17 protein-coding genes are annotated in these 15,688 nt (G+C 39.4%); 10 read left to right on the top strand and 7 right to left on the bottom strand.

Annotated features, from left to right (window positions below; genetic code table 11):
- A partial coding sequence (locus tag VJ937_RS14820) for a sugar transferase (RefSeq protein WP_324068398.1) occupies positions 1-389 on the top strand: 389 nt, incomplete at its 5' end.
- Between the two features lie 4 nt (positions 390-393).
- On the opposite strand, the gene VJ937_RS14825 is transcribed toward VJ937_RS14820, so the two are convergent.
- Both VJ937_RS14825 and VJ937_RS14830 read right to left on the bottom strand, forming a co-directional pair.
- Positions 394-2,046 (bottom strand): NAD+ synthase, encoded by a 1,653-nt coding sequence (locus VJ937_RS14825; RefSeq protein WP_324068399.1) that lies wholly within the window; start codon positions 2,044-2,046, stop codon positions 394-396.
- A gap of 29 nt (positions 2,047-2,075) precedes the next feature.
- Complete coding sequence (locus VJ937_RS14830) at positions 2,076-2,744, bottom strand: porin family protein (protein ID WP_324068401.1); 669 nt, start codon at positions 2,742-2,744, stop codon at positions 2,076-2,078.
- A gap of 170 nt (positions 2,745-2,914) precedes the next feature.
- Here VJ937_RS14830 and VJ937_RS14835 point away from each other — a divergent pair, with 170 nt between their 5' ends.
- Positions 2,915-3,961, top strand: coding sequence for a hypothetical protein (locus tag VJ937_RS14835; protein ID WP_324068402.1), 1,047 nt, complete (start codon positions 2,915-2,917; stop codon positions 3,959-3,961).
- A gap of 5 nt (positions 3,962-3,966) precedes the next feature.
- Positions 3,967-4,536, top strand: a complete 570-nt coding sequence (locus VJ937_RS14840) for a 5-formyltetrahydrofolate cyclo-ligase (RefSeq protein WP_324068403.1) — start codon at positions 3,967-3,969, stop codon at positions 4,534-4,536.
- On the opposite strand, the gene VJ937_RS14845 is transcribed toward VJ937_RS14840, so the two are convergent.
- From VJ937_RS14845 to lepA, 3 genes are all read right to left on the bottom strand, one after another.
- On the bottom strand, positions 4,533-5,165 hold the full coding sequence (locus VJ937_RS14845; RefSeq protein ID WP_324068404.1) for a ribonuclease HII: 633 nt from the start codon (positions 5,163-5,165) through the stop codon (positions 4,533-4,535). The genes VJ937_RS14840 and VJ937_RS14845 overlap by 4 nt on opposite strands.
- The gene (locus VJ937_RS14850; protein ID WP_324068406.1) at positions 5,155-6,288 is read right to left on the bottom strand and encodes a glycosyltransferase family 1 protein; all 1,134 of its coding nucleotides are present in this window, start codon (positions 6,286-6,288) and stop codon (positions 5,155-5,157) included. Before VJ937_RS14850 ends, VJ937_RS14845 begins: the two co-directional genes overlap by 11 nt.
- Before the next feature lie 136 nt (positions 6,289-6,424).
- The gene (gene lepA / locus VJ937_RS14855) at positions 6,425-8,212 is read right to left on the bottom strand and encodes a translation elongation factor 4 (RefSeq protein WP_324068407.1); all 1,788 of its coding nucleotides are present in this window, start codon (positions 8,210-8,212) and stop codon (positions 6,425-6,427) included.
- Between the two features lie 241 nt (positions 8,213-8,453).
- On the opposite strand from lepA, the gene VJ937_RS14860 reads away from it, so the two are divergent.
- Complete coding sequence (locus tag VJ937_RS14860; protein WP_324068408.1) at positions 8,454-9,281, top strand: universal stress protein; 828 nt, start codon at positions 8,454-8,456, stop codon at positions 9,279-9,281.
- Between the two features lie 20 nt (positions 9,282-9,301).
- Positions 9,302-10,258 (top strand): DUF1848 domain-containing protein, encoded by a 957-nt coding sequence (locus VJ937_RS14865; RefSeq protein WP_324068409.1) that lies wholly within the window; start codon positions 9,302-9,304, stop codon positions 10,256-10,258.
- On the opposite strand, the gene VJ937_RS14870 is transcribed toward VJ937_RS14865, so the two are convergent.
- Entirely contained in the window at positions 10,255-10,947 is a 693-nt protein-coding gene (locus VJ937_RS14870; protein ID WP_324068410.1) for a 2-C-methyl-D-erythritol 4-phosphate cytidylyltransferase, read from the bottom strand. The two genes, VJ937_RS14865 and VJ937_RS14870, sit on opposite strands and share 4 nt — an antisense overlap.
- Positions 10,948-11,028: 81 nt before the next feature.
- Between VJ937_RS14870 and VJ937_RS14875 the strand changes: the two genes are divergently transcribed.
- Entirely contained in the window at positions 11,029-11,706 is a 678-nt protein-coding gene (locus VJ937_RS14875) for a DUF2461 domain-containing protein (protein ID WP_324068411.1), read from the top strand.
- A 25-nt stretch (positions 11,707-11,731) separates the two neighbouring features.
- On the opposite strand, the gene VJ937_RS14880 is transcribed toward VJ937_RS14875, so the two are convergent.
- Positions 11,732-12,955 (bottom strand): alanine dehydrogenase, encoded by a 1,224-nt coding sequence (locus tag VJ937_RS14880; RefSeq protein ID WP_324068412.1) that lies wholly within the window; start codon positions 12,953-12,955, stop codon positions 11,732-11,734.
- Positions 12,956-13,073: 118 nt separating this feature from the next.
- On the opposite strand from VJ937_RS14880, the gene VJ937_RS14885 reads away from it, so the two are divergent.
- From VJ937_RS14885 to rpsB, 4 genes are all read left to right on the top strand, one after another.
- Positions 13,074-13,613 (top strand): hypothetical protein, encoded by a 540-nt coding sequence (locus tag VJ937_RS14885; protein WP_324068413.1) that lies wholly within the window; start codon positions 13,074-13,076, stop codon positions 13,611-13,613.
- Positions 13,614-13,807: 194 nt separating this feature from the next.
- A complete protein-coding gene (rplM, locus tag VJ937_RS14890; protein ID WP_057953377.1) occupies positions 13,808-14,266 on the top strand; it encodes a 50S ribosomal protein L13 in 459 nt (152 codons plus the stop codon).
- A 2-nt stretch (positions 14,267-14,268) separates the two neighbouring features.
- Entirely contained in the window at positions 14,269-14,655 is a 387-nt protein-coding gene (gene rpsI, locus VJ937_RS14895) for a 30S ribosomal protein S9 (RefSeq protein WP_324068414.1), read from the top strand.
- A gap of 113 nt (positions 14,656-14,768) precedes the next feature.
- Complete coding sequence (rpsB, locus tag VJ937_RS14900; protein WP_324068415.1) at positions 14,769-15,671, top strand: 30S ribosomal protein S2; 903 nt, start codon at positions 14,769-14,771, stop codon at positions 15,669-15,671.
- Positions 15,672-15,688 lie beyond the last annotated feature (17 nt).

Raw genomic sequence — 15,688 nt, forward strand, 5'->3', positions numbered from 1 at the left:
ATGCTGAGAAAAACGGACCGCAGCTTTCAAATCATACAGATAATAGAATTACAAGTGTGGGGCGGTTTTTACGTAAAACCCGCCTAGACGAAATCCCACAGTTTTATAACGTGGTACTGGGCAACATGTCTCTGGTTGGACCGAGGCCTGAGCGCCAGTTTTTTATTGATCAAATTGTGGAGCGTGCACCACATTATTATCATCTGTTGCGGGTTCGACCTGGTATTACATCTCTTGGACAGGTAAAATATGGTTATGCAGAAAATGTTGATCAGATGATTGAGCGGTTGCGTTACGACATTATTTATATTGAAAATATGTCGCTATATGTCGACTTTAAAATCATGATCTATACTATAAAAACCATTTTTGAAGCCAGCGGTAAATAGGTAGCTAGTATTTAGCCACAATAGGATACCTGCGACCCATTCCGAATGCTTTTGATGAAACTCTCAGTATAGGGGGAAACTGGTAACGTTTATATTCATTGATATTTACCAGATGTGTGACCCTGAGCACATCTTGTTTATTGAAACCCATTCCTATCAGATCGTCTACTGATTGTTTACGTTCTATAAATTCAAATAGCATTCTGTCCAGAATATCATAGTCGGGCAGGCTGTCGCTATCCTGCTGATCAGGGCGTAACTCAGCAGAAGGTGGTTTTTCAATTGACCCTGCCGGTATTACCGCTTCGTCGCGATTTATATATCGGGCAATGGCATATACATCACTTTTATACACATCTCCTATCGGGGATAACCCACCATTTGTGTCTCCATAAAGCGTGGAATAGCCTACGGCTGCTTCACTTTTATTGGAAGTATTTAAGAGCATATTGCCATGTTTGTTGGAATATGCCATCATTAACAGACCTCTAATCCGGGCCTGTATATTTTCCTCTGTAACATCGAATTTATTGTTAGGGAAAACTGGTGAAAGTGTAGAGTTTACAATATTGTAAATTTCTTTTATTGCTACCGTATGGTGGGGCATTCCCAGGTTTACAGCCAGTATTTCGGCATCGCTTACAGAATGGTCCGATGAAAACTCTGAGGGCATTAAAAGCCCGTGCACATTTTTGGAGCCAAGTGCTTCGCAGGCTAATGCAGCTACAACTGCCGAGTCAATTCCGCCGCTCAGGCCCAGTAAAGCTTTTGCGAAACCGCTTTTCCTAAAATAATCCCGGATACCTAGTACCACAGCATTATGTATTTGCTGAATTCGGGTTTCAGATGTGTTTCGTAAGTTTGCGCCCTGTTTCTCAATTTTCCCCAGGGTTACGATATCAAAGTCTTCTTCGAAACGTTTCAGCTGTTTAATGATTTCCCCATTGGTGTTGAGAACTTTAGAGGCGCCATCAAAAATTATGTCTGTGTTGGCGCCGACCTGATTGACGTATATGAGTGGTATCTGGTAGTCGTGGGCATTACGTTTTAAAATACCTTTTCTTTTTTGCTCCTGGTTGTAAGAAAATGGCGAAGCTGCAATGTTTACAATCAAGTCCGGGCTATTGCCGGCAAGTTTTTTCATAGGGGCTTTTTTGTATAATCTTGATTGGGCAAAGGGCTGATCTACAGGCTGCTCATCCCAAAGGTCTTCGCATATGGTAATGGCTACGGTATGGCCATTTATTTCAACAACTTCCGGAACTTCGTTTGGCTCAAAATAGCGGTATTCATCGAAAATATCATAGGTGGGCAAAAGGGTTTTGTGCACAATTTTTTTAATTTGCCCGTGCTCCAGCACATAAGCTGAATTGTAGAGTTTTTTTCCCTGTGGATCATCATTAATACTTGGAGCCCCAACTATTACAACAATATCTTCTACATGCATGAGGATATTGTTAATAGCCTTTTGTGATTTTTCAATAAAGCTTTTTTGCTCTAATAAATCCAGTGGAGGGTATCCGCAAATTGCTAATTCTGAAAAGATAATCATGTCGGCTTTTTGTGCTTTAGCCTTTATTATCTGTTCATTAATTTTGTTTGTATTTGCTTCAATGTTACCTACGTGATAGTTATTTTGAGCTATCGCTATTTTCATCTTTCTCAGTTTACAATAGTTTGTTTAATTTAAAATATCAGGCCTAGCTTCATACCAAAGGCATTATGGGTTATTCTGTCTTCCCTGTCACCATTATCGCTGGTGATATCGAACATGCCGCTGCTGTAAAATAATGTGCCTTTAAGGGCCAGTTGCGCTCCTAATGAGTAGGAGAGGCCTCCTTCGAAATAGTAAGAAATAGCCAGCGGAATGGTTCCTTCTGTAAGTTCTTGCTTATCCACATCGTAATCGTCTGCAGTAACTTTACTACGGAGTTCCAGTGCTGGAATAAAACCACCCTCGAAAAGTACCCTGAGGTATCCAATTTCGTTTGATTGAAATTTTAAACCCAATGGTATTTCCAGGTACTGGAGGTGGTATTTTACTGCGCTGCCGCTATCGGCCATAAAATCATTATCAACGGTATTAAACTCTATAGAGTCTTTGTAAATAAGGTTTAATGAAGTATGGGATATCATCAGACCGGAGGTGATGGCATAATTGTCGCCAAAAAATTTATCGCCCCGCAATCCGTATTTTATACCAAAGGTAGTCCCATTTGATTCAACTTTATTGGTGTTGCTCGATGCCCATGAGATGTGGGGCGCTGCTTCAAAACCAAATGAAAATTTGTTTTGTGCATTGAGCGCTATTGTGCTAAATATGAATGCACTAATTAGTAGTATTGTTTTTTTCATAGTTATAAGGTTTTACGACCAGGTAAAATAAATTATATATCTTGACTTTTCCATGGTTTTATCTAACAAACCATAATTGGTAATGTATGTTGTAAAATTTTATTCTCATGCTGTTAACTAAGCAAACGATTATTTTTGTTTTTTTGTGCAAATTAATTTAAGATTTTTTTATGAATACAAGCAAACTGAATTTATTACAAAAATACAAGAAACTTGCATTTACCTTATTATTTTTTGTCATTTTAGGTTTTGTTTTTAGTTCTTGCGGTAAAGATAAGCTCGATGTAGATGTCAGTAGTATTCAACCTGAGCAAAAGGTTGTGCGTTTCGACAGTCTGTTGTTCGAAGCTCACCCCGATACAGTTGCATTGAATGCAGGCGAATTGTTTAAACGTTATCCGGAGTTTGCATCCCTCTATTTTTATCAGATTATTAAAACCGGAGGCCCCACACAGCGTGAATTTTACGATATTTTCACCCTCTTTTTATCCGATTACGATATTCGAATGGCTTATGAAAAAAGCCGGAATTTATATGAAGATTTCACCCCATACAGAAAGAAAATATACAAAGCTTTTCAGCATTATAATTATTATTTCCCTGAAAAAGAGGTCCCCGATGTTTATTTAATGATGACCGGGTTTAATCAGTCAATTGTTACGGCTGAAGATATTTTAGGTATTGGAGTAGATAAATTTTTGGGTGAAGATGCCCGCTACTACGATCAATTGAAGATTTCCAAATATTTGCGCAAGCGAATGACTCCGGAAGTTATGCCTTACGAAGCTGTCAAGGGATGGATCGTAACTGAGTTCCCATTCAATGATTCTGTAAATAACCTCGTTTCGAATATGATATACAATGGGAAAATACTTTATCTTATGGATGCATGCTTTCCTGAGGCTCCGGATTCGCTAAAAATAGCCTATACCGATAAAGATATGTTATGGTGCCGCAAATCAGAGGAGGATGTATGGTTGTATATGATGGAAAAGAAAATTCTTTTTGATAATAACCGGATGCTGATTAAAAAATTTATTGAAGATGCTCCATTCACCGGACCCTTTACCAAAGAAAGTCCAGGACGTGTAGGGCAATGGGTTGGCTGGCAAATTGTGCGAAGTTACATGAATAAAAATGAGCAGGTAACAATACCCCAGCTTATGAAAAATAATGATTACCAGAAGATATTGCTAGAATCGGGCTATAATCCATAATTAAAATGAATAACTTGTATCAAAGAAAAAAAGCACTCAGGAAAAAGATTAAAACCCGCATAGCCTCACTATCAGAGACAAACCGTTTTCGTCAGGCAGTAGCTGTATTTGGTAAGCTTGAACAGATGCCGGTATATCGGGAGGCGCAATCAATCATGTTATTCTGGTCTTTTGGGCAGGAAATATTCACGCATGATTTTGTCAAAAAATCATACATGTCAAAGCAGGTGTTGCTTCCGGTTATTGATGGAAATGAGTTGCTTATTAAGTTTTTTGAGGGTGTCGAAAACATGAAGCCAGAACCGCATTACGGGATACTTGAGCCGCAGGGGAAGGCGATTTCAAATGCGCAACCTGATATTATTGTGTTACCGGGCCTAGCTTTCGATGCTAATTGTAACAGATTGGGAAGGGGCAAGGCTTTTTACGATAAGCTACTTAATTCCGGTAATATAAATGCAGCACTTGTAGGTGTTGGCTTTAATGAGCAAATTGTAGATGCTGTTCCTTTTGATTCGCATGACTATCGGCTCGATATGGTAATTACCCCTGAAAGCACCTACCACAAGGATTAATCTGTTCGTTCAGGAAAAGGAATTTTTTGCTGTCTGTCCAACAGGTTATAACTTCTGCGGTGAAATGGCGTTATGCCATGCTTACGTAGGGCTTTTCGGTGATCTTTGGTGGGGTAGCCTTTATTTTTATTCCAACGGTATTGCGGGAATTGCTCATGTATTTTTAGCATGTATTCGTCGCGATACGTTTTGGCCAGCACAGATGCAGCAGCAATTGACAGGTATAATCCATCGCCCTTAATTATGCACTCGTGCGGGATCGATTTATAGGGTGTAAACCTGTGTCCATCGATTAAAATGTGTTCCGGGACTTTTTTTAATTGATCGAGGGCTCTGTGCATCGCCAAAAATGAGGCATTCAGAATATTGATTTCATCTATTTCCTGGTTGTTTACCATGGCTACAGCCCAGCTAATCGCGTTTTCTTCAATTATGGTTCGGGCAGCAAGACGCTGTTTCGCGGTTAGCTTTTTGGAGTCTGTAAGATGTGGATTTGCAAAATCGGGTGGCAAAATCACCGCTGCAGCAAAAACCGGCCCGGCAAGACAACCCCTGCCGGCTTCGTCGCACCCGGCCTCTAATGAGTCAGACTTATAATATGCTTTAAGTTTGTATACTTTATTTGACATACTGCATTACCTTTTGTATGCTCGCCCACAAGCGTTCGGCAGATTTATTCCATGTAAAAGTGTTCTTTTGCTTTTTTGTGGCTTCTAATAATTGTTGGTACAGATCTTCGTTAGTTGCCAGGCGCTGCATACCTTTACCAATTTCATCAATGCTTTCGGGATTCACGTAAATTGCTGCATCTCCTGCCACTTCTGGCACAGAGGTTACATCGGAGGCCAGTACAGGTACTTCACATTGTATGGATTCAGCCACAGGTATTCCAAAACCTTCAAAAAAGGGTACAAATGTTAATGCCCGGGCTGAGGCTAAAATTTTATGCAGGTTTTCGGGACTTTGCCGGCCTAAAAATATAATGTCGGATTTAAACTGAAGCTTTTGATAAATTTGCTGTAGCTCATCATCCCTGAAAAGGGGCTCCCCGATCAGCATCAATTTATAGTTTTCTTCATCTGTGTTTTTGAACTGATCGAAGCCCTGTATTAAGTGTTTAATGTTTTTTCTGGCACTAAATGCTCCAATAAACACAAAATACGGTGACCCGCCGCTGAATTCTGTCTTCACCTGAGTTTTTTGATCCTGGCTGAGTGGGGTGTACATTTCGTTTGCCCCATTATAAACTACATCTATTTTGTTTTTATCAATTTGGTATGTGGCAGCAATATCTTGTTTTGAGTATTGCGATACTGTGGCAAGACGATTGGCTTTGCGTGCAAATTTTGGAAAAAAGTAATTGTAATATTTCCTGTAAAACCAGGGCAGGTCGCCTGGTCGGTGTGCAAAGTTTATATCGTGAATTACACCCAATTGCGTAATTTGTGAACTTAGCGATAGAAATCCATCCGGGGATAAAAAGAGATCTGCTTTTAGGCGTTTTAAAAGTCTCGGTAACCTGAATTCAAACCAAATTACGTATAAAACAGGATGTCTTGTTGGTGGGGCAAGTACGACGGGTTTTACATTGTCTGCAAATATGAATGCTTTTTCGTAAGGGCGGTCAAAAATAAAAATGAATTCATGTTCAGGATGAGCACGTGTAATTCTTTTCAGGTTTTCATATGTGAACCAACCAATTCCTTCAAGTTTATTTTTAAGTAATAGTCGAACATTAACCGCTATGCGCATATTGATTTTTTTAATCAAAGATAGAATTAATCGAATATTTCAGGGGTATTCAGTGTGAATTTTCCTTACAGGGGTGAAATTATAAAAGGATATTCCGCGACCGGAATATCCTTTTAAATTTTATGGAGATCATTTCTTAATCTAGTTTCAGTACAGCCAGGAATGCCTTTTGTGGAACTTCAACATTACCTACCTGGCGCATGCGTTTTTTCCCTTTTTTCTGTTTTTCGAGCAATTTGCGTTTACGAGTTATGTCTCCACCGTAACATTTAGCAGTTACATCTTTGCGAACAGCTTTTACAGTTTCTCGTGCTATAATTTTAGCGCCAATTGCTGCCTGAATGGCAACATCGAACTGCTGGCGTGGTATTAGTTCTTTTAATTTAATACACATTTTACGCCCCAAATCATAAGCATTATCGGCATGTATAAGGGTCGAAAGGGCATCTACACTTTCGCTATTAAGCAGTATGTCAAGTTTCACCAGTTTGGCCTGCCTGTATCCGCTGGTATGGTAATCGAAAGATGCATAACCTCTTGATGCACTTTTTAGTTTGTCATAAAAATCAAAAACTATTTCGGCCAGCGGCATCTGGAAAGTAATCTCAACCCGGTTTCCGGTAAGAAATATTTGGTTCTTCAATTCTCCGCGTTTGTCAATGCAAAGTGACATAATCGGACCAATATAATCGGCATGGGTGATGATTTGTGCTGTGATAAATGGTTCCTCGATATAGTCTATAGCTGTTGCTTCAGGTAATCCTGATGGATTGTGCACCTCATAAACCTCCTGGTCTTTTGTGTACACATTATACGAAACGTTGGGTACAGTGGTAATCACATCCATATCGAACTCACGGTCGAGGCGTTCCTGAATGATTTCCATATGCAGCAGTCCAAGAAAACCGCAACGGAAACCAAACCCAAGTGCGGCAGATGATTCTGGTTCAAAGGTGAGCGAGGCATCGTTAAGCTGTAGCTTTTCAATCGAAGCCCTCAAATCTTCGTAATCGTCGGCATCAACAGGATAAATTCCAGCAAAAACCATGGGTTTAACATCCTCGAAACCTGAAATAGCCTTGTCACATGGATTTTCAACGTGTGTGATGGTATCACCTACCTTAACCTCTTTGGATGTTTTTATACCGCTAATGATATACCCAACATCTCCTGCACTCAGTTCTTTTGTAGGCTTCATGCCCATGCCAAGTATTCCGATTTCATCTGCATTATACTCATGCCCGGTATTTACAAATTTCACTTTATCGCCTTTATGCAGGGTGCCGTTTATGATTTTAAAATAGGCAATAATTCCTCTATAAGAGTTGAATACGGAGTCAAATATTAAACATTGCAAAGGTGCTTTTTCATCACCAACCGGATGAGGCACTTTGTCTATTATGGCTTCTAAAATAAGCTCTATGTTCTGGCCCGTCTTGCCCGAAGCTTCTATGATGTCATCACGCTCACAACCAACCATATCAACAATCTGATCTTTCACTTCATCGATCATGGCATTGGGCAGGTCAATTTTATTCACTACCGGAATAATCTCTAAATCATGTTCAATGGCCATGTAGAGGTTCGATATGGTTTGTGCCTGAATGCCTTGTGTAGCATCTACAATGAGTAGTGCGCCTTCGCATGCAGCGATGGAACGTGAAACTTCGTAGCTGAAATCTACGTGTCCTGGGGTATCAATAAGGTTGAGTTTATAATCGACACCACCTTTTTCGTAACGCATTTGTATAGCATGACTCTTAATGGTAATGCCCCGTTCCCGCTCCAAATCCATGTCATCAAGCATTTGGTCCTGATAGTCGCGTTCATCAACTGTCCTGGTTAGTTGCAACATTCTATCTGCCAGGGTGCTTTTACCGTGGTCGATGTGCGCTATAATGCTAAAATTGCGAATCTTTTCCATATTATCGGCTGTTAAGTCGGCCTGTTTGAAATTTTATAAATCGTACAAAGATATTCCTATTTGTCAACATACAAAAAACTAACATTTTTCTCGTAGAATTGTGCTAACCATTATAAAATATTGGACAGGCTAAACCGTTTCTGAAATGAGCTGTTATTTTGGTTAAAAAATAACATGATGTTAATTTCTTAGATAGATAGGATAAAATTCCGTAAATTCGTTTTTTGAAAACACATCAGAAATGGAACGTAAATCAATATTAGTTACCTGGGATTTTACAGAGGTGTCTGAATACGCCTTACAACATGCGATTCGCATAGCAAAAATCGTAGATAATGACATCACCCTGATTCATATTGTAAAAAACGAAAAAGAATCTGCCGGAGCCACCAAAAAGTTAGATGAAGTAGCTTTTACTACCGATATTAAATATGGCATAAAACCTTCGGCTATTGTTAAAGAGGGTAGTATCTTTCATACCATAAGTGAAGTTGCTTCTGAAATAGAAGCCAATATGGTAATCATGGGAACTCATGGTATGCGCGGTATGCAAAAGCTTACAGGAAGTTGGGCGCTCAAAGTAATCGCAGGCTCTTTTGTTCCTTTTGTAGTAGTGCAATCGCCACCCAGTGAAAGCCCCTTTAATAAAATTGTAGTGCCCATTAATTTTAAAAATGAAAATAAGGAGCAAATTCCCTGGGTTATATATTTGGCCCGCTATTACAGAAGTAAAATTTTATTTTTTAAAGATAGTATCAGCGATAATCATTTGAGCATGCGAACAAATCGTAATTTAATGTTTGCCAAAAAAATGCTCAACCAGTATAATATCGATTATGAGATACTGGAAAATCGCTCAAAAGAGAAGTTTGCCGATGCCACTATTTCGTTTGCCAAAGAGAATCAGGCAGACCTTATTGTTGTAATGACCACAAAAAATATTGGTTTTAAGGATTATATGATGGGGGCTAATGAACAATATATTATCGCCAATAGTGCTAAAATTCCTGTAATGTGTATTAATCCAAGGGAAGATTTGCGCAAATATGGTGGTTTTGACAGAGTGTGATATTTGAATAGCAAGTGATAATGCTCAAACCGGGCAAAATTTCCTACGAACAGATTTTAATTGATGGCGAAGCTTATAAAGCTGCGGCGCCGAAAGTTATCTCAGCCAGCAGGGCCACTGATATTCCTGCCTATTTTGGTGCATGGTTTCAGGAAAAACTGAAAAAGGGCTATGTGGAACGTATAAACCCTTTTTCGGGCAAACCATATTACATAAGTCTAAAAAATGCAGCGGCTTATGTTTTTTGGACAAAAAATCCGAAGCCTTTTTTTTCTGTCCTGAAAAATTTTAAAGAAGATTTTTACTTTCAATTTACGCTCAATAATTACGATTATACCGGTCTGGAGCCAAATGTGCCTTTGCTGGACAAGCGAATTGATACTTTTAAACAATTAGCCGACATGTATGGCAGTAGTCGCATTTTATGGCGATTCGATCCGATTCTGCTCTTACCCCAAATGCCCGCTGAAGAGGTTATCAGCAGGATAGATGCTGTTGCAAGGCGTCTTGTAGGCTACACCCGGAGAATGACCATAAGTTTTCTCACTTTAAAATCATACAGGGCCTCCCGTAAGAGGTTGGCCGATCGTTATCCGGAAATTGCCAGTGATCCCACTAAAGCTATTCCGGTTGGGAAAAATCGTGAAAAGATTTTGAATTATTTGCAGAACCTGCAAAAAGAGTGGCAAAGAGAGGATAGTGATTTTGCTATAAAGGCCTGCGCTATGCCTGAAGATTTTACTCGTTATGGTATTGAGCCTTCCCGTTGTATTGATGATGAGCTACTTGCCGGCCTTTATCCAAACAACAAAGAGCTGATGGAATTCCTTGGCAGCCCGGATCTGTATGGATCAAGAAAATCGTTGACTGATGATAAAGGACAGCGAAATCACTGCCATTGCATTCCTTCAAAGGATATTGGAGCCTACAACACATGCAGGCACGGTTGTTTGTATTGCTATGCCAATAAGTTCTAAGTGTGCTGCTCTTTGAGGTAAAATGCTGCCAGGTTAAGGTCTTCCGGTTTGGTAATTTTTATATTTTTTTCAGTCCCATCGGTTAAAAATACCCGATATCCCAGCTTTTCTAATACTGTGGCATCATCGGTAAATGCAGGATCGAACTCCTGTTCGTAGGCTTTTATAATCCAACTTTGCCTGAATACCTGCGGTGTTTGTACACGGTATAGGTTTTCCCGGCTAATCGGTTTATTTTGTTGGTAGTTTCCTTTACGTAGTGAGTCAGTTACCGGAATTACGGGTACGCATGATCCATGTCTGCCGGCTGATTCAAAACATTGCTGAATCAGCTTTTGCGGTGTGAGCGGCCGAACGCCGTCATGTATACCTATCAACTCACAATCAGCAACTTTCTCGAGGCCGTTTTTTACAGAATAGAACCTTTCGGTCCCTCCCGAACTTATATGGTGAGGGATATTGAAATCATACGCTGCGCATAACTTTTTCCATGTTTCATGGTGCTTTTCTGGCAACACCACAGCAATTTCAATTTTCTCGATGCTTTGTGAAAACTGACGTATGGCATGCATTAGAACCGGATATTGATTTAGGGTAAGAAATTGTTTGGGAATTTCATTGCCAAAACGTTTTCCACTACCTCCGGCTACAATCACTACTCCATATTTCGATTCGATGGTTTTAAGCATATTTCGAATAATTGTTAGTGCTACAAAACTAACTATTTTTGAAGTTGTTTTTCACTTTGAACCAATCAATCATATTTTATCATGGAATCTATCATACCATTTTTAAAAGAATTGCAACAGAATAATAATCGTGAGTGGTTTAAAGCTCACAAAACAAAATACGAGCGAACCCGAAAAGAATTTGAAGCTTTTATTGAAAAAATTATTGCCGGAATCGGCACATTCGATACCCAGGTAGCTGGATTAACATCAAAAGCTTCGGTATTCAGAATATACCGTGATGTGCGTTTTTCAAAAGATAAAAGACCATACAAAACCCATTATGGCGCATTTATGGCTGAGAATGGGCGGAAAAGCTCAAAGGCAGGCTATTATCTTCATATTGAACCGGGTAATTGTTTCTTAGGAGGTGGATTGTACCATCCTGATTCAGAACAATTAAAAAAAGTCCGTCAACAGATTGATTATGATGCTGCGAGGTTGAGAGAAATAGTGAGTGAAAAACAGTTTAAGGAGACTTATGGCGGATTGACAGGTAGCCAGCTAAAAACGTCGCCACGTGACTATCCCGGGGATCATCCCGACATTGATCTTTTGCGTTACAAAGATTTTCTGGCCACCCATTTTTTTGATGACAAGATTATAAATATCGGTGATGCTGAATATGTGGTTAATCGGTTTAAGGTTATGAAGCCTTTGAATGATTACCTCAATGATGCACTGCTTTTCGAGGATGAGGAGCCTCAGGTTAACTTTTAGAAAAACAGCTTGTAAGCAACTTGTATTAAAAGGCTGCCATTAAAAGGTCAATGTCGCGGCTGTCAATTCCAAATCTTCTTCCAATGCGTTCCTTCGTAAGAATGCCATTATAAAGATAAACTCCGTTCCTTATGCCTTTGTGTTCTCTGATGAGTTGTCTGAGTGAGCCGCATTCGCCAACCTCAAGCAGCATTGGACCAAAGATATTACTCAAAGCATATGATGCAGTACGGGCAACTCGCGAAGGGATATTAGGCACACAGTAATGCACCACATTATATTTTTTAAAGGTAGGTTGTTTGTGTGTGGAAACCTGGGAAGTTTCGAAACAGCCCCCGTGGTCAATGCCAATATCAATTATCACGGAGTTGGGTTTCATGTTCATTACAGCCTCTTCGCTTACTAAAAAGGGCACTTCTTCTTCCATGGGCAGTGCGCCTATCACTACATCTGCAGTTTTGAGTGCCTTTTTCACAACTCTGGGTTGTATTATGCTTGTAAATACTTGTTGTCCCAGATCGCGCTGCAACTGGCGCAGGCGGGCAATTGACTGGTCGTAAACTTTTACAGTGGCGCCAAGTCCAAGCGCTGTACGTACTGCAAATTCTCCGGCAGTGGTCGCTCCCAGCACCACAATATCAGTAGGGCTTACGCCTGATATACCGCCAAGCATTTCGCCTTTTCCATTGTTTACATTACTTAAATATTCGGCTGCAATTAATATGGAAGTACTACCCGATATTTCGCTCATGCTTTCTGTAATCGGGAAAACCATGTTATTTCGGTTCTTTATGAATTCATAGGCCAGGGCAGTCACCTTTTTTTGTTGCAAAAGCCCAAAATATTCCTGATCCTGTGTGCTGATTTGTAAAGACGAAATGATTAATTGTTTTCCCTTCAGCATGCCAATTTCTTTCTTGCTAAGCGGAGCAACTTTAATAATTAAATCAGCCTGGAAAACCTCTTTGGCAGACTTAACGATTTCGCCACCAAGCTCACTGTACTCGTGGTCTTTAAAATTGGCCGACAAGCCGGCGTCTTTTTCTATTATCACTCTGTGGTTATGTTTAACCAGAAGCTCAACAGCATGTGGAGCAAGCGAAACACGGTTTTCATTTGGCGAAGATTCTTTAGGCACGCCTATAATAAGGTTTTTTCTTTTCTTCTTTTGCTCGAGCTTTTCCTCCTGTGGCATTAAAGCGTTTTTCTCGAATGATACTTTATTGGAGAAATTTTTTGAATCTTCCATATTTTGAGGTTATTTGACAGTTAAAAGTAGTATTTTAGTATAGAATTTGAAAGTCATTACACTATAAAATGCTTTTAAAATATACCCTGATAAAAGAATTAAAAACTAAATAGCTCAGATGATTAGAAAAATTGTTTTGTTCATTATACTATTTTTTTGTGTTTTGGTTTCCAATTCGCAGGTAATAATTCCCAAGGAGCGTGGAAGCCACGAAGAACCAGTTTATGCAAAACACTATTTTGGAATACGATTGGTTCCTACAGCCCAAAGTAAAGCTGTTACGTATATTATTTATTCCTTTTTTTATGATTCAACAAAAAATTACCAGGTAATAACCAAACATGAATTCATGAGTCAATTTTCAGGGGGGATCGATTCGAAAGCCAATCCTGAAGGAAAAAATTTGTTTAATGAATATAAAATCGACCCCAGGGTTTTTGAGCACCTTTGGAAAGTTCGGTATCCGGAGTATCCCTTTGGCAAAGATAAAATCCCGGGCTGGGCAGGGGGAAATTTTATACCCAGTAAAGCACAAATGAAGATGCTTAAGCCTTTTGGAGTCAATCATCCGGCCGATATGATTTATGGCGACAGCCTTATTTCGTTTTTAAGATCAGTATCTGATGCCGGTTGGGTAAACCAGTATAAAGCAAGATAACAAATTTGCACAGAAAACTTTTAATCCTTTCAAGATGCAGCCTGATTGCCATTTTCTTAATTTATAAGTTTGTAATCAGAAATTTATCCACAATTAATTGTTCATAAAATTGCATCTTTTGATAAAGGATTGTATTTTTGCGGCTCTAAAAATTGTTTTATAGAAATAATTGTGTAATCAAAACAGGAGGAAGAGTGGATACATTAAGTTACAAAACAGTATCAGCCAACCGCGAAACCGTTAATAAAGAGTGGGTTGTGATTGATGCTGAGAACCAATCGTTGGGAAGGCTTGCCTCTGCAGTAGCAAAAATGCTACGCGGAAAACACAAGCCAGAGTACACTCCACACGTAGACTGCGGGGACAATATTGTTGTTTTAAATGCTGAGAAAGTAGCACTAACCGGCAACAAATGGTCACAGAAACGATATATCCGTTATACTGGTTATCCCGGTGGGCAGCGTGAATTAAATGCAAAGCAAATGATGGCCAAAAACCCAAAATCTTTGGTAGAGAATGCCGTAAAAGGTATGTTACCAAAAAGTCGTCTTGGCCGCAAGCTAATGAAAAATTTGTATGTGTACGCAGGCACTGAGCACAAACATGAAGCTCAAAAGCCTAAAGAAATTAATCTAAATTCAATTAAACTTTAAGTATGGAAGTTGTAAAAACAATTGGACGTAGAAAATCTGCTATTGCACGTGCATATTTGAGCGAAGGAACCGGTAAAATCACGATTAATAAGCGTGACTACAAAGATTTCTTTACTACGCAAAATATGCAGTATTTGGTAGAACAACCACTACGTGAACTCAACAAAATGAGTATTTACGATATCAAAGTAACCATGAGTGGTGGTGGTGTTTTTGGGCAGGCAGAAGCATTGCGTCTGGCTATCTCACGTGCTCTGGTAGAAATTAATCCAGAAGACAAAAAGCAATTGAAAGATCAAGGTTTTCTTGTGCGCGATCCTCGTGAAGTTGAGCGTAAGAAACCAGGTCAGAAAAAGGCACGCAAAAAATTCCAGTTCTCAAAACGTTAATTTTTATCGATTTGATAACTCAAGTTTAGCATCTAAATTAATAAGACCTCTTTGGATGAGTTACTTATTAATTGCCTGAATGAAGAACGTAAACTTGTAATTAAAAAGAAATTATGTCAAAAACACAATTTAACGACTTACTCGAAGCAGGTGCACATTTTGGACACCTCAAAAGAAAGTGGAATCCGAATATGGCGCCCTATATTTTTATGGAGCGCAATGGGATTCACATTATTGACTTGCATAAAACTGTAGTTAAACTTGACGAAGCGGCAAGTGCAATGAAACAAATTGCCAAATCAGGTCGCAAAATCTTGTTTGTAGCTACTAAAAAACAAGCTAAAGATATTGTAGCAGAAAAAGTAAAAGCTACAGGAATGCCATTCGTAACAGAACGCTGGTCAGGAGGTATGTTAACTAACTTCCCAACCATTCGTCGTGCTGTAAAAAGAATGAATTCTTTGGCAAAAATGGAAAAAGACGGAACTTTCGATCATATTTCAAAGCGTGAACGCTTGCAGGTTAGCCGCCAAAGAGCTAAAATGGAAAAGACACTCGGATCGATTGCAGACCTTAATCGTCTTCCTGCAGCCATGTTTGTTGTGGATATTCAAAAAGAAAATATTGCCGTGGCCGAAGCCCGCAGATTGAACATCCCGGTATTTGCAATTGTAGATACCAACTCTAATCCTAACCTCGTTGATTACGCTATCCCGGCAAACGACGATGCAGCTAAATCCATTGCAGTAATTCTCGATATCGTAGCAGGTTCTATTAAAGAAGGCCTTGATGAGCGCAAAGCTGAAAGAGAAAAAGAGGGACCTGCCAAAGAGAAAAAGCAAGCCAAAAAACAGGATACTAAAGCCAAAAAATCAAGTGCTCGAAAAGAACCTGCAAAAGCAGAACCCGAAGCTCAGGCAAAACCTCAGGAACCTAAAGCGGAAGTAAAAGAGAATACCGAAGCAACTAAGGAAACCAAGAATAAAAATTCCGAGCAAGAGCAAAAATCAGAATAATTAACCTTAAAAATATT

The sequence above is a fragment of the Salinivirga sp. genome (genome assembly GCF_035268865.1).
Taxonomy (GTDB): domain Bacteria; phylum Bacteroidota; class Bacteroidia; order Bacteroidales; family Salinivirgaceae; genus Salinivirga.

Coding starts and splice junctions, on each gene's coding strand:
- VJ937_RS14880 (WP_324068412.1), bottom strand. CDS start 12,955: ATGGAAGATTCAAAAAATTTCTCCAATAAAGTATCATTCGAGAAAAAC.
- VJ937_RS14870 (WP_324068410.1), bottom strand. CDS start 10,947: ATGCTTAAAACCATCGAATCGAAATATGGAGTAGTGATTGTAGCCGGA.
- VJ937_RS14875 (WP_324068411.1), top strand. CDS start 11,029: ATGGAATCTATCATACCATTTTTAAAAGAATTGCAACAGAATAATAAT.
- VJ937_RS14825 (WP_324068399.1), bottom strand. CDS start 2,046: ATGAAAATAGCGATAGCTCAAAATAACTATCACGTAGGTAACATTGAA.
- VJ937_RS14865 (WP_324068409.1), top strand. CDS start 9,302: ATGCTCAAACCGGGCAAAATTTCCTACGAACAGATTTTAATTGATGGC.
- rpsI (WP_324068414.1), top strand. CDS start 14,269: ATGGAAGTTGTAAAAACAATTGGACGTAGAAAATCTGCTATTGCACGT.
- VJ937_RS14845 (WP_324068404.1), bottom strand. CDS start 5,165: ATGTCAAATAAAGTATACAAACTTAAAGCATATTATAAGTCTGACTCA.
- VJ937_RS14850 (WP_324068406.1), bottom strand. CDS start 6,288: ATGCGCATAGCGGTTAATGTTCGACTATTACTTAAAAATAAACTTGAA.
- VJ937_RS14840 (WP_324068403.1), top strand. CDS start 3,967: ATGAATAACTTGTATCAAAGAAAAAAAGCACTCAGGAAAAAGATTAAA.
- VJ937_RS14860 (WP_324068408.1), top strand. CDS start 8,454: ATGGAACGTAAATCAATATTAGTTACCTGGGATTTTACAGAGGTGTCT.
- rpsB (WP_324068415.1), top strand. CDS start 14,769: ATGTCAAAAACACAATTTAACGACTTACTCGAAGCAGGTGCACATTTT.
- lepA (WP_324068407.1), bottom strand. CDS start 8,212: ATGGAAAAGATTCGCAATTTTAGCATTATAGCGCACATCGACCACGGT.
- VJ937_RS14835 (WP_324068402.1), top strand. CDS start 2,915: ATGAATACAAGCAAACTGAATTTATTACAAAAATACAAGAAACTTGCA.
- VJ937_RS14885 (WP_324068413.1), top strand. CDS start 13,074: ATGATTAGAAAAATTGTTTTGTTCATTATACTATTTTTTTGTGTTTTG.
- VJ937_RS14830 (WP_324068401.1), bottom strand. CDS start 2,744: ATGAAAAAAACAATACTACTAATTAGTGCATTCATATTTAGCACAATA.